The following is a 13,610-nucleotide window of genomic DNA, read 5'->3' as shown; positions in this document are numbered from 1 at the left end:
CCACCCGGGGGGCTTGGGGTGTCCGGCACACGTCTTTCGGCTGTGGGGCCCGTTGGACTATCATGCCAAGCCACAAAATCGTTTTGATCGTTCAACTCGATGGTCCCGTTTCCGACAATGCCCCAGCCGCTCGATGTCCAAATCACGCGACTTTCTAGGCCCTTATCGACTCGCTCGTTTGATCCGCATCGGATCGACCGCTGAAGTTTGGGAAGCGATTGATGAAGGGGACCAGAAGCGATACGCGCTCAAGATTTTGCGGCAGTCGATGTCGAACGACAAAGCCGAGCTGGCGTCGCTCAAGCACGAATACAACGTCGGCAAAACGCTCAACAGCCCGCGGATCATCAAAATGATCGATCACCGCGTCGAGAACGGGCGGCCATTCTTGGTGCTGGAATTGTTCAGTGAAATGAACATGAAGCAGGCGCTTCGCAAGGGGCCTGACTCCCTGGCCTACATGCTCGACAAAGTCATCGAGCAAGCCGCCGAAGGCCTCTACTACATGCACACGAAGAACTGGATTCACCGCGATATCAAACCAGACAATTATCTGGTTTCGCATACCGGTGAGACCAAGCTGATTGACTTCACGATCACCGAACGGAAGCGAACCGGTTTGAGCAAGATGTTCTACAAGGCCAAGAACATCCAAGGCACACGCAGTTACATGCCTCCCGAACAAATTCGCGGGAAGTTGTGTGACGAACGCAGCGACATCTATTCGTTTGGATGTGTGCTCTTCGAAGCCTGCACAGGCAAGCCGCCTTACACCGGGCAGACTCCCAACGATTTGTTGTCGAAGCACCTGTCCGCTTCGATCCCCAGCCCGATTGTCTACAACGACAACGTGACCAAGGACTTTGCGGACTTGGTCAAAAGCATGATGGCGAAGTCGCCCGACGCCCGGCCGGAATCGGTGTGGGAGTTCTTGAAAGTCTTCCGCAACATCGAAGTTTGGCGGAAGCGTCCTCGTCGGCCGGAGGTGACCGTCTTCGACGAAGACGGTTCCATGAAATCCGCTGAGGACATGATCAAACGCCCCGAACCTACCAGCGACGAAGAAGAGGAAAACTGAGCGATGGCCGGACCCGGATTGGAATTTGAAAACGAGATCGCGGATCTGGAGGAGCAAATCGCTTCGCTAGAACGGAACACCGATCGCAGTGAAGAAATTGACTCAGCGATTCGATCGTTGCGTTTGGCTCGTGTTGCCAAATTGAAAGAGACGTACTCATCGCTGGATCCGTGGCAAACGGTCCAAGTGGCTCGTCATAAGAACCGGCCTTACACGCGTGATTACCTCAACTTAGCGTTTGACGAATTTGTCGAATTGCACGGTGACAAACACTTTGGCGACGACCGCGCGATGCTGTCCGGTTTCGCGAAGTTGGATCGATTCAAGGTGATGGTGATCGGTCACCAAAAAGGAAGGACTTACAAGGAACGTGCGGCTTGTCACTTTGGTTGCGCTCATCCGGAAGGTTATCGCAAGGCCATGGTGAAAATGAAAATGGCCGAGAAATATCGCTTGCCGGTCATTTGTTTTATTGACACGCCCGGAGCCTATCCAGGGATCGGTGCCGAGGAACGCGGCCAGGCTCAAGTGATCGCAGAGAGCATGTTCATGATGAGCGACCTGAAGACCCCGGTGATCTGCGTCGTGATCGGCGAAGGTGGATCCGGTGGTGCTCTCGGAATCGGCGTCGGCGATCGAGTCGCGGTTTTGCAGCACGCTTACTACAGCGTCATCAGCCCGGAAGGCTGTGCCGGGATTCTGTGGAAGAGTCACGAACACGCACCCAAAGCGGCCGCGGCGCTGCGGTTCACGAGCGACCATTTGTTGCGTTTGGGCGTCGTCGATGATGTGCTCGAAGAACCGCTCGGTGGCGCTCATCGTGACCACCATCAAATGGCGACTCGGATGAAGACTTATCTGTCGCGTCAGTTGTCTGAATTGGAAGCGATGCCGGTCGATCAGATGCTCCAGCAACGCTACGAAAAGTTCCGTCGGCTCGGCGTCTTCTTGGAAGAGAACTGAGGCCGACGCGAGCGGAAGTTTCGGTCGCCGAGCGAACGTCTCGGTGACGGGATGTTGGCTGGGACGGGCGGACGCAGATGTGATCGGCACGGGGAATCAGGGTGGATTTCGACCGCCCCGCAACGTCCGATAATGCCCCTTATGTTGTATTCGAGGTGTGTAAAACCCGTGTTTCAGGCGTTTTCTGCATCTGGGGTTTGGTTTCGTGACGTTGGAGATGGCTGGGGCCCCGGCGATCTCGGGCATGCCCCGCCCCGAGCATTCGCGATCGTCGCGGTTGCTTGATCGCGATCGCTTTCGCTGGCCGGTCGGTCGTCACTTCGGGCGATCAACGACGCGGCGTTTGCCACTGCGGCGTTGCGGATTGCCGCCATGTCGGAGCCTGCTGTTGCGGGCCCGCGGCCGAGTCGATGGCCGGTGTGGTTGTGCCACCGAAACCGCCAAATGATGACTGCGATCTCAGGCCATTGGGAGTCGCATTTTGCTGGGCTTGTTGGAAGCCGTTTTGTGGTCGGAAGTGGTTCGCTGGTTGAGCGTTCGGCTGGAGCCAATTTGGGTCGACATTCGGATTGATGTTCGCTGGCGTCTGGGATTGCGAGAGCCAAGGTTCGGCTGAATCCGGTTGGTCGCCGAGTTGCTCCTCCCCAAATTGTTCCAGGTACGGTTGGACGACGCTCCGCAGTTCCGGCGGCATGATCGAGTTGGACTCGGCGAGCACGCGGGCGATCAGTCGGCCGCTCTCGCTGGCGACAATTGCGTGTTGAATTCGTTCACCAAACAGCGTGACCGCGAAGAGCGTGATGATCGTGCACAGCAGGGCTCCTTTGGCGAGTCCAAACAGGGCTCCGACTTGACGGTCAAATTCTTTCAGACGCATTCGGTCGATCATTCCGCTGACCATCCGCAGTGCGACCCAGATCACGAAAGAGGTTCCGACGAACAGGATGAACATTGCCAGGAATTGATTCCACGGCGCCGCTGCATGAATGTTCTGGCTGAACGGTTCGCGATAGTGATACGCGACGGCGTAGCTGACAACGATGGAAGCGATTGAGGCGAGTTGCCATGCAAATCCACGGATCGCGCCCAAGAGGGTTGCGCCGACCAAGATGATTGTCATCAGAATGTCGTAAGTCTGCATGAGCGCACTTTCATCGCTGCAACGGATCCGAACCGTTTTGACGCTTGTAGCAAAAGCGAAGGGGCAGGGCGAACAGCAATTTTTTTGGCGGTGGTTTTCGGAGCGATCGCCGAGATCGGAGGCTCGGTTGGCGTGGCGAATTTTTCCGGTGGCGGGCGGGAGCTCGGATTTGGTAACGGCAATGGTTCTCGGTGCGCCACCGCCCTGCTCCGCCCTCGCGGCGTGGTGGGCGGTCGTGCTCGAAATTTGTTCGGACCGCCCTTCCCTGCCCGTTGTCTCTCAATCTGTTCGCGTTTCATTGGCTGGTTTCAAAACCCACATCTCGACGAGCACCGTTGTCGGGTGCGCCTATGGATATTGGGGCGTGGTCGATCAAGGGATGTCGATGGAGAGTGCGCTGTTGGCCGGCGGGCTGTGCAGTGTGTCGGGGATGTTGCCGGATTTGGACAGCGACTCAGGCGTGCCGCTTCGTGAAACGACCATGTTTCTGTCCGCGGTCGTGCCGATGCTGATGATCGATCGATGGCGTGACATGGGGCTGACCCACGAAGCGATGGCGCTGGCGGCCATGATTGTGTATGTCGCGATTCGGTTCGTCGCGGTGGAAGGGTTCCGGAAATTCACCGTTCACCGTGGGATGTGGCACAGCATTCCGGCGGCTCTGGTCGCGGGGCTGATCGCGTACATGCTGATGCCTTGTCCCAGCGAAGCGATTCGAGTCTACAAGTCAAGTGCCGTGATTGTTGGGTTCATGACCCATTTGATTTTGGACGAAATCTGGGCGTTGGATTTCAGCCGGGGATCCATGCGGGTGAAGAAGTCATTCGGCACGGCGCTCAAGTTTTTCGGAAGCAGCCCGCTCGCCAACATTTTTGTTTGGGGCCAACTCGGGTTGTTCATGTACTTGGCCTGGGGGGACCATGAGATTCTGGATCGGTTGCGGCAACGCGTCCGAATGGACAATGATCGCTACGCCGTTCCCAGTCAGGACGAGATCAATCCGGACTACACCAGTCCGTCGTTGTTTGCGCCCTGGGAGTCTCGCGAGCCGCCGCAGTGGCAGCCCCGCATCACTTCGCCACAGGAATCACCGTCGAACTTTGGATGGCCGTCTCAGGCTCAGCCGGGGGCGATTGAGCCGGACGTGACTCAGCCAGGAATGGGACAGCAGGTGGCTCGCCCCCATTGGCCCACTGCCCTGCCCCGACGTTGAGAGGCTTTCGTAGTGGACGAGGCCACGAGTCCTGCCGGTTATCTTCCTCAGAGTTCCAGGATGATTGTGACAGGGCCGTCGTTAGTGAGTGAAACGGCCATGTCGGCGGCGAAGATTCCACAGGGGACAGACATTCCAGTCTTCCGAAGTTCTTGGACGTAGTGCTCGTAGAGAGCTTTGGCTTGGCCGGGAGGCGCGGCGTCCGTGAATGCGGGGCGGCGTCCCTTGCGGCAATCAGCCAGCAAGGTGAATTGGCTGATCGCGAGCACGTCGCCACCGGCGTCGAGCACATTGCGATTCATCTTTCCGCTTTCGTCGGAGAAGATTCGCAGGCCAGCGGTCTTGTCCGCCAAGGCGGACGCGGTGGCCTCGGTGTCGTCGTGGCCGATCCCGATCAAGGCCACCAATCCACGCTCGATTTGTCCGACAATTTCGCCATCCACTGAAACGCTGGCTTGTTGACTCCGCTGCAAAACAATTTTCATGGGGTGGTTCGTGATCCAGGTCGTGGCGAGATGGTCTAAATTGGTGGCTGGACGCACACGCGGTGCATCATTGAATTGCTGGAAAGGATCGTATGACGTTTCTGTTCACTTGCCCACACTGCCAGTCGCAAACTGAGGTGGAAGATGAGTTCAGCGGACGCACGGGCGACTGCGTCGTTTGCGGGCGTGAAATCACGATGCCTGATTTCGCTGGAGTGCGATCGCAAGCGAATCGGCCTGGGAAGCGAAAAAAGTCGGCCATCTGGTTTGTTGCCGCCGGATTGGCGTTGTTGCTCATCGGGGCCGGGCTGATCGCTGCGATTCAGGTTGGCAGTCGGACGGCCACGAAAATTCGCACGGGCCGTCAACGGCTGAGCAGCATCAAGAACATGGAAAAGATCGCTTCCGCTCTGAATGCGTACGCCACTGACCATGGGGTCTACCCTGCCCCGTACACAACGGACGGGGCCGGGCGGAAGTTGCACTCGTGGCGAGTGACGATCCTGCCCTACTTGGATGAAGACGCTCTGTTCAATCAGATCGACAAAGAGGTGGCTTGGAATGAAGGGGAAAACCAAGCGATGATTTACAGTCAAACGCCGACCGTCTACCGGCATCCTGAGAGCAGCGGTTGGGGCACCGGCACCGTCTATCATTTGGTGACCGGTTCGGGAACGCTGTTCCCGAGCACCGGACCACTCGGGCCAAGACAAGCGACGGATGGAGCCACCAAGACAATCTTGCTGGTCGAGGGCCAGATGCAATCAATGACCCAGTCGTGGATGGAACCCTACGATCTGGATGTGGCTTCGATTGGCGGCGCGATCAACCCGCCTTCAGGAAAAGGCCTGGGCGGGGCCACGGAAGGCGGTGTTTGCGTCGTGACCGTGGAAGGCAATGGGTACTTCTTGCCCGAAACGACTCCACCGCTGACGGTTCAAGCGTTGATTTCGCCTGCGGGAGGCGAACCGTTGCCAGATGACGTGCTGGACGAATGGGCATCGGCGGAACGTTGATCGCTTGACCTGCCTGTCGGCGTCATGGAACGCGAACACGCCGCCAGCAGGAGTCGATGGTCAACGAAAAACGGCGAGGGATGAACCTCGCCGTCGGCGTTGATTGGCAGCGGCTTTCGCGGCCGCTTGAGTCGGTTGGTCAGTGAATCAGAACTTGCGTGGTGAAACGCGGCCCTGGACTCGCGAAGGCAACCCTTGGATTCGCAAGAACCCTTCGGCGTCGTCTTGGTTGTACGTGCCGCCGCCTTCCATGGTCGCGATTTCTTCGTCGTACAAGCTGTTCGGGCTGGTTCGCGAAGACACCATGATGTTGCCTTTGTAGAGTTGCAGCGTGACTTCGCCGGTCACGGGACGCTGCGCCGTTTCGATGAACGACAGCAACGCGTCCATCTTGGGTGTGTACCAAAAACCGTAGTAAACCAATTCGGCGACTTCGGGTGCCATGCGGTCGCGAAGGTGCATCAGGTCGCGGTCCATGGTGAGTTGTTCGATGTACATCAACGCATCGTACAACACAGTCATGCCGGGCGACTCATAGACGCCACGGCTCTTCATGCCGACGAATCGGTTTTCCACCATGTCGATCCGGCCAACGCCATTGCGGCCCGCAATGTCGTTGAGTTGCTCAACCATTTCCAAGGCGTTGACGGCGTTTCCATTCAGCGTCTTTGGCACACCGGATTCGAAGCCGATTGTGACTTCTTCTGGTTTGTCAGGAGCAGCTTGTGGCGAAACGCCCATGCCGAATTCAACCAGCTCAACGCCGTTGACGTCGAGTTCTTCCAGTTGGCCGGCTTCATAGGAAATGTGCAGGACGTTTTCGTCACTGCTGTACGGTTTCGCGGTCGAGGCTTTGACGGGAATTCGTTTGACGTCGCAGTACTCGATCAGTTCGGTGCGGCCTGGGAAGGCGTCGCGGAACGATTTGATTCGCCAAGGGGCGATCATCTCGATGTTTGGGTCGAGCGCTTCGGCTGCCAGTTGGAAACGGCATTGGTCGTTGCCCTTGCCGGTTGCTCCGTGAGCGTAGGCGGTCGCACCGACTTCGCGAGCGACTTCCAGGCAAACCTTGCTGATCAGGGGGCGAGCGATCGAGGTGCCCAGCAGATAGATTTGCTCGTACTTGGCTTGCCATGCCAACACGGGGAACGCAAAATCACGGCACAGTTCTTCCCGGACGTCGACCAAACGAGACGACTTGGCCCCGCAGGTGCGAGCCTTCTCCATGATGGCGTCGCGGTCTTCACAGGGCTGTCCAAGATCCACGTAGACGCAGTGGACTTCGTAGCCTTGGTCCTGGAGCCAGCCCAGAATGACGGACGTATCGAGACCACCGGAATAGGCTAGCACACAACTTTTCATCTCAGATCTGCATCCAAATGCGGGGGAATCGGCTATGTTTGAAGGTCTCGCATTTAAGTTGTCCGGTGCGAAACACGCAAGGACGGTCAGAAGGATCCTGGCCGGAAAGTCAAGCAGAACGCTATGAACCCACCCTCCAATCAGCCGCCCTCCCCTGCCCTGCTTCAGATTTTGCAGGACCTCGCAGCGGGGCAAACCAACGTGGAATCCGCCGTGGAATCGATCCAGGCGTGTTCACTGGGGGCCTCCGCCGAGATGCAAACCTTGCCCGGCGCGACCGTGGATTTGGGCCGCCAAGCTCGCTGTGGTTTTGGTGAAGTGATTTATGGAGAAGGCAAATCAACCGATCTGATGACTCAGATCGTGCAAATTCAGATCGCAGTCGGCCAAGGGTGCTTGATCACACGAATTGATGCGACCGCGGCGGCTCAGTTGCGGCGAGTGTTTGAAAACACGCGGTACAACCCCGCCGCTCACACGCTGCGAATCGGCTGTGGGGACGAGAGTTTGGAGCCGATTGGCATCGAAGGTCACTCGACTCACGTCGCTGTCGTCACCGCTGGCAGCACGGATGCAGGCGTGGCCGAAGAGGCCGCCGAGACCTTGGCTTGGATGGGAATTGCCTGCGAACGGATTGATGACATCGGTGTCGCGGGGCCGCAGCGATTGCTGGCCGCGGTCCCTCGATTGCGATCCGCAGCTGCCATTGTGGTGGTCGCGGGGATGGAAGGTGCCCTGCCCGCCGCACTGGCAGGTCACGTGGCAACACCGGTCATCGCCGTGCCCGCCAGCACGGGGTACGGAGCCAATTTCGCCGGGCTGACCCCGTTGATGGGAATGCTGACGTCGTGTGCCGCGAATGTGGCGGTGGTCAACATCGACGCGGGCTTCAAAGGCGGCTACTTGGCCGGTTTGATCGCCAGTGGAATCGCGAATGCCAAAGCGGAAACTTCGCCCGCGGACGAATCTTCCGAAGCAAAGTGACGAAGCAGGCGTCCTGATCGTTGGCGCCGGTCAGGCTTTGACCCCGCGATAAAGGATCTCGTGCCGTTGCACCTTGTGAGCCAAGCACAGTTCCGCAATGTCGTTTTGATGGCCGACCACGATCACGATGTCTTTGGCTTTCAAGATCAAGCTGCCGCTGGGATTCATCTGAATCGGAGCTTCGTCCCGTTTGACACCGACGATCAAAAAACCTCGGTTGCCGCGAACTTGGATGTCACCCAGCGGTTTGCCAACCAAGGGTGAGTGGGCGGTCAGTTCCAGTTCTTCCAGGCTCAATCCGATCGCGGAAAGCTCTTCGCTGATCCCGTGCGAGAGCCCATACGATTCGAGCACGGCGGAGGCTGTCGGACGAACGAGCAACTGAGTGGCTCGCATGGCACCGATTGTCGCCGCCATCACAACATGGTTGGCTCCACAGCGGATCAGTTTCTTTTGAGCCGAATGGTTTTCGGCTCGCGAAACGATCTCGACCGTGTCGGCGAGATCTCTCGCTGTCACACAAATGAACGCGTTGGCGGCATCGTCGGGCAGCAACGTGGCCAAACCTCGCGCGTGACGAATGCCGGCGGCCAGCAGCGTGTCCTCGTCCGTGGCGTTGCCGACCATGGCCAGCATCCCAGCCTGTTGGGCTTGTTCGACTCGCGATGTGCTTTCATCGACCACCACAAACGGCTGGTGAAGTTGTTGAAGTTCTTCGGCAACACGAACGCCCATTCGTCCGAAGCCGCACACGATCGTGTGCCCTCGAAGACTGGCAATGCCTTGGCTCATTTTTCGATTCCTAAGGAGACTTTGGAGTTCGCCATCGACCAAAAACTGAATGAATCCGCCGACGGTGTAGATGGCCGCGCCGTATCCCAGAACGATGATCGCGATGGTCAGGGTTCTCAAGGCGGGGGTGTCGACTGGTTTGACTTCACTGTAGCCGACACCAAAGATCGTGATCACGACCATGTAAATCGCGTCGCTGAGCGTCCAGCCCATTTGCACGTAGGCAATGATCGCGACGGCGCAGATCGTCAGAAACACGGCCAGGCCAAGCAGGATTCGGCGAAGCGGGGTGGGCGGCATGGCAAACAGAGGTGGCGATCGAGCGGGCATCACGAGTCCAGTGAACTGGCGGTGGTGACGGCGACGTCAGCCCAAACGGCAGCGTGAACTTGGATCCCTTGAACCGCTCGGTCATTGCACGTCGTTTGCATTGTTGACTCTCTGATTGATACCTTGATCTTCATCTGCCTGCCACGATCGACAATCCCCGAGCTTGAAATGTCATCTGTTGTGACGCCAACCATTTTGACTCAGTCTACCAACCCGCCTCCGCTGCGGATTCCACGTCGGGATGTGTCCGCCCACAAAGGCAATTTTGGTCGGGTGTTGTTGGTCGGTGGTTCGCGCGGCATGGCGGGATCGGTCTCGTTGTCGTCCATCGCGGCGCTACACACAGGATCGGGGCTGGTCGCCGCAGCGGTTCCCGATTGCATTTTGGACTGCGTGGCAGGGTTCCATCCCGCGATCATGACCCATGGGATGTCGGACGACGGTCAGAAGTTTGCTGATTCGGCGTGGGAATCCTTGCGGGAACGCTTGCCCGCTCAGGCCGCCGTCGGATGTGGTCCTGGGATCTCAAGGGGACCTGGGAGTGCCACGATCGTCGCAGGTTTGCTGGCGAAAAAAGATTTGCCAGTGGTTTTGGACGCCGATGCGCTGAACATCATTGCCGAGCAGGATTGGTTGCGTGACGACCGGTTTCAGCGAAGCAGCAACGATGCAGCTTGCGTCTTGACGCCGCATCCGGGTGAACTGCAACGGTTGACGGGGGCGTCCGCGAACGACGTCGATGCGCAGCTCAAGGCGGCGGAGAAATTGACCGGGCGATTGGGATGGACCATCGTCGTCAAAGGCGGGCCATCGCACGTCGTTTCGAAAAGGGATGGCCAGCCAGGTTCCATCTGGCAAAACACGACGGGCAATCCCGGAATGGCGACCGCTGGGTGCGGCGATGTGTTGACCGGGGTGGTGACATCTCTGTTGGGGCAAGGGCTGAGCGGTTCCGATGCGGCGAGGCTAGGGGTTTGGATTCATGGCCGCAGCGGCGATGAGGCGGCGGCGCGGGTCAGTCTCGCTGGGATGACCGCGGTGCATGTTTTGGACTCACTGGCAATCGTCGCGGATGAAATGACGACGGACGCGAGTGAACGCGATGGGATCTGACGAAATCGAGGTGAATCAGGCATACTGAGCACGCTTGCCTGATTCCTTTTGGTTCCTCCCCTGCCCTGCCCCGATTGAATGACCTCCCTGATTTACTTGAGCGACCTCGCGGGCGACCCCGACCTGCATCAATCGCTTCAAGGAGGCGCGATCAGCATTGGCAACTTTGATGGGGTGCACCTGGGGCACCGTGCGTTGCTGGACCGGGTTCGACAACATGCCGAACGGGTTGGCGGCAAAGCGATCGCGATCGTGATGGACCCGCACCCCGCGTCGGTGCTGCGGCCTCACGGGGCACCGCCCAAGCTGACCACCCTGCCCCGCCGGGCGGAGCTGATGTCCGAGTTGGGGATCGATCATTTGCTGGTCTGCGAGGCAACTCGCGAATTTTTGAACCAAACCGCGGAAGAGTTCTTTCAGCGATTGATCGTGGAACAACTGTCGGGCAAAGCGATCATCGAAGGGCCGAATTTCTTCTTCGGACGCGATCGGGCTGGCAACACGACTCGTCTGAAAGAGTTGGCGGATGAACGTCAAATCGACGTCGAAATCGTGGTGCCATCGGTTCGCGACGAACGCCTGGTCAGCAGCTCACGGGTGCGTGAGGCCATCGCATCGGGCGATCTTCCGCTGGCCAATCAAATGCTCGGCAGCCGGTACTGTTTGACCGGAACCGTGACGACAGGGGAGCAACGAGGGCGAACGCTGGGGTTCCCCACCGCGAACCTGAGCGGCGTCGAAACATTGATTCCAGAAAACGGCGTGTACGCGGCTCTGGCATCATGGGAGGGAACCGTTGACGGGACCTGCCATCCTGCGGCGGTTCACATCGGTCCCAATCCGACCTTTGACGAACGCCAGGAAACCAAAATCGAAGCTCACCTGCTCGACTACGATGGTGACCTTTATGGCAAAATGCTAACGCTGACTTTGGTGAGCCAAGTGCGGGGCGTGCAGAAGTTTGCCGACGCTTCTGCTTTAAAACAACAATTGCAAATTGATTTGCAAACCGTTCGAGAGACGGTTTCATCTCTGCCATCTCAACCTTGAATGAAAGATCCGCTCGTGGGAGTCAACTGGAAAGCGTTTGTTGACCAAATCAAACACTATCAGTCGTTTGTTTTGGTCAGCCACATTCGACCCGATTGCGATGCGCTTGGCAGTGAGCTGGGGATGGCAGAAGTGTTGCGAACGGTTGGAAAAGACGTTCGCATCATCAATGCTCACCGAACTCCGCCTGCTTTGTCGTTCCTGGATCCTGCCGGCAACATCGAAGTGCTGGGCGATTCCGTCGAAGCCGAGGATGTGAAAGCGGATTGCATCATGATCCTCGACACCAGTGCGTGGGCGCAACTTGGTGACATGGGCGATGTCATCCGCGCGTCTCGCGCGGACAAGATGGTGCTTGATCATCACGTGGGGGAGGATGAGCTGGGGGCGAGGATGTACAAAGACTATCAGTCCGAAGCGACCGGTCATTTGGTGGTGCAGGCCGCGGACGCGCTCAACGTGCCGCTGACCCGAACGATGGCGACTCCGTTGTTCGCGGCAATCGCGACGGACACCGGATGGTTTCGGTTCCCCAGTGTCACATCGGACACCTACCGAACGATCGGCCGTTTGATGGATGCAGGGGTTGTCCCCAGTGAGGTGTACGGCGATCTCTATGAACGTGACACGCTCGGGCGATTGAAACTACGCGGGTTGATTCTTTCTCGAACAACCACCGAGATGGATGGCACGCTGGTGTATACCTCCGTCCATAAAGAAGACTTTGAGTTGTGCGGCGCGCAACCCAACGACACCGAAGACGCGATCAACTTGACCTTGGCCATTCGCGGCACCCAAGCCGCCGTCATCTTTGTTGGCCAGGTGCGAGGTGGCTTCAAACTGAGCTTCCGTAGTCGATGCAGCGTGGATTGCAACGAGGTCGCTCGTCAGTTCGGAGGCGGTGGTCACAAAGCCGCTGCGGGTGCGTTCTTGGAAGGCACCCTCGATGAGGTCAAAGAGCGAGTGCTGCCAGTGATGCGAGAAGCTCTCTCGGTCGCATTGGGGTAGACTGGTGTCGGGGCCATACTGATTGTCGCATCACGTTTCGCGTGATGAATCGCGTGGGAGTTTCGATGACCGGACATCGCATTGTTTGTCCTCGCTGCAAGACGACCTTGCAACTTCCTGCCGCGACGGGAGCGGTGAAGGTGAAGTGTCCGAAGTGCGAGTTGATGCTCACCGTTCGGGCTCCCGCGACGTCGGCTGTGCCCATCAGCGTTCCTCCCGAGAACTTGTTCGATAGCCTGCCCAGTTCCAGCTCCTCGGGTTCTGGCCGGTCGGCTGCGGCACCACCGAGCTCGGTCTTTCGTCCCTCGGGACCCGTGACCGTATATCAGCCACCCAAGCCTGCGAAGAAACGGGGTGGAGGGGCGAACGCTGCCGTGAAGATCATCAGCACGATCGTAGGGCTCGGGGTGCTGAGCGTCGTGCTGTGTGCCGGAGGGATTTTCGCGATCGGGTACTTGGGATCGCGGCACAGCGGTTGGACATCGGTGAGCTACAAGGGCTACACGATCAACATGCCGGCCGGCGAAGATCGAAGAGACAAGTCGCAGCAGTTCCCCGGCACAACAGTCCATGAGCTCACCGGAAGAAGAAAGGAAACTGGATCTCAGTATTCGCTGGTCGTGGCTGATTTGCCGGCGGCAATCGATCCAAGCATTCCGATTGCGGAATTGTTGCGAGACATGAGAATTCGTCTCTCGAATTCTCGTCCCGTTGCCCGGTCCGGAGTGGACGGAATGGCGGGGACCATGCAATCAGGCGTGGGCGGTATTGAAGGGTCGGACTGCGAAATCTTTGTTCACAATCGAAATTTGGTCGTGGTGATGTACTCGCCCTATTCCGAGATCCGAGACCTCGTCGGCGGCCAACGCGAGCCAAGATCCAACGAGAGTGAACTGGACAAGCCATCGGAGTTCTTTGACTCGTTGGAGTTCTAAGTGACGGCATCTCAACCTGGCGGGAATGTCTCGCTCATCAATTGTTGCTGAACCAGAGTCGGCCAAGACCACCCATCACAACCCGACGCGTGAGCGAGGGACGCCCCCAACTCCCACGACGGCCCCATCCGGGGCGAAAC

General features: G+C 58.3%; 13 protein-coding genes. 9 read left to right on the top strand and 4 right to left on the bottom strand.

Annotated features, from left to right (window positions below; all coding sequences use genetic code 11):
• The first annotated feature begins 133 nt into the window (after window positions 1-133).
• Complete coding sequence (locus RISK_RS25095; protein ID WP_047817080.1) at window positions 134-1,078, top strand: serine/threonine-protein kinase; 945 nt, start codon at window positions 134-136, stop codon at window positions 1,076-1,078.
• A gap of 3 nt (window positions 1,079-1,081) precedes the next feature.
• On the top strand, window positions 1,082-2,041 hold the full coding sequence (locus RISK_RS25090) for an acetyl-CoA carboxylase carboxyltransferase subunit alpha (protein WP_047817079.1): 960 nt from the start codon (window positions 1,082-1,084) through the stop codon (window positions 2,039-2,041).
• A 328-nt stretch (window positions 2,042-2,369) separates the two neighbouring features.
• On the opposite strand, the gene RISK_RS25085 is transcribed toward RISK_RS25090, so the two are convergent.
• The gene (locus RISK_RS25085; protein WP_047817078.1) at window positions 2,370-3,182 is read right to left on the bottom strand and encodes a CvpA family protein; all 813 of its coding nucleotides are present in this window, start codon (window positions 3,180-3,182) and stop codon (window positions 2,370-2,372) included.
• Between RISK_RS25085 and RISK_RS25080 the strand changes: the two genes are divergently transcribed.
• Window positions 3,181-4,395: a metal-dependent hydrolase gene (locus RISK_RS25080; RefSeq protein WP_315852666.1), complete on the top strand. Its 1,215-nt coding sequence runs from the start codon at window positions 3,181-3,183 to the stop codon at window positions 4,393-4,395. The two genes, RISK_RS25085 and RISK_RS25080, sit on opposite strands and share 2 nt — an antisense overlap.
• Before the next feature lie 47 nt (window positions 4,396-4,442).
• On the opposite strand, the gene dtd is transcribed toward RISK_RS25080, so the two are convergent.
• Complete coding sequence (gene dtd / locus RISK_RS25075) at window positions 4,443-4,880, bottom strand: D-aminoacyl-tRNA deacylase (protein WP_047817141.1); 438 nt, start codon at window positions 4,878-4,880, stop codon at window positions 4,443-4,445.
• A gap of 92 nt (window positions 4,881-4,972) precedes the next feature.
• On the opposite strand from dtd, the gene RISK_RS25070 reads away from it, so the two are divergent.
• Complete coding sequence (locus RISK_RS25070; RefSeq protein WP_047817077.1) at window positions 4,973-5,896, top strand: DUF1559 family PulG-like putative transporter; 924 nt, start codon at window positions 4,973-4,975, stop codon at window positions 5,894-5,896.
• Window positions 5,897-6,043: 147 nt separating this feature from the next.
• Here the strand turns inward: RISK_RS25070 and RISK_RS25065 are convergent, their stop codons facing one another.
• Complete coding sequence (locus RISK_RS25065; RefSeq protein ID WP_047817076.1) at window positions 6,044-7,258, bottom strand: argininosuccinate synthase; 1,215 nt, start codon at window positions 7,256-7,258, stop codon at window positions 6,044-6,046.
• Between the two features lie 123 nt (window positions 7,259-7,381).
• Here RISK_RS25065 and larB point away from each other — a divergent pair, with 123 nt between their 5' ends.
• Complete coding sequence (gene larB / locus RISK_RS25060; RefSeq protein ID WP_047817075.1) at window positions 7,382-8,242, top strand: nickel pincer cofactor biosynthesis protein LarB; 861 nt, start codon at window positions 7,382-7,384, stop codon at window positions 8,240-8,242.
• 30 nt (window positions 8,243-8,272) lie between these two features.
• On the opposite strand, the gene RISK_RS25055 is transcribed toward larB, so the two are convergent.
• Entirely contained in the window at window positions 8,273-9,364 is a 1,092-nt protein-coding gene (locus tag RISK_RS25055; protein WP_236696679.1) for a potassium channel family protein, read from the bottom strand.
• A 168-nt stretch (window positions 9,365-9,532) separates the two neighbouring features.
• On the opposite strand from RISK_RS25055, the gene RISK_RS25050 reads away from it, so the two are divergent.
• The 4 genes from RISK_RS25050 to RISK_RS25035 all read left to right on the top strand — a co-directional run bounded on the left by RISK_RS25050 (window position 9,533) and on the right by RISK_RS25035 (window position 13,470).
• Complete coding sequence (locus RISK_RS25050; RefSeq protein ID WP_047817140.1) at window positions 9,533-10,477, top strand: NAD(P)H-hydrate dehydratase; 945 nt, start codon at window positions 9,533-9,535, stop codon at window positions 10,475-10,477.
• A gap of 78 nt (window positions 10,478-10,555) precedes the next feature.
• Complete coding sequence (locus RISK_RS25045; protein ID WP_047817073.1) at window positions 10,556-11,527, top strand: bifunctional riboflavin kinase/FAD synthetase; 972 nt, start codon at window positions 10,556-10,558, stop codon at window positions 11,525-11,527.
• A gap of 15 nt (window positions 11,528-11,542) precedes the next feature.
• The gene (locus RISK_RS25040) at window positions 11,543-12,535 is read left to right on the top strand and encodes a DHH family phosphoesterase (RefSeq protein ID WP_047817139.1); all 993 of its coding nucleotides are present in this window, start codon (window positions 11,543-11,545) and stop codon (window positions 12,533-12,535) included.
• A 107-nt stretch (window positions 12,536-12,642) separates the two neighbouring features.
• Window positions 12,643-13,470 carry a hypothetical protein gene (locus RISK_RS25035; RefSeq protein ID WP_236696678.1) on the top strand — a complete coding sequence of 276 codons (828 nt, stop codon included), beginning with the start codon at window positions 12,643-12,645 and terminating at the stop codon, window positions 13,468-13,470.
• Window positions 13,471-13,610 lie beyond the last annotated feature (140 nt).

The organism is Rhodopirellula islandica, assembly GCF_001027925.1.
GTDB classification, from domain to species: Bacteria; Planctomycetota; Planctomycetia; order Pirellulales; family Pirellulaceae; genus Rhodopirellula; species Rhodopirellula islandica.
Note: the sequence above shows the minus strand (reverse complement) of the source record. Positions and strands in the feature narration are given on the sequence as shown.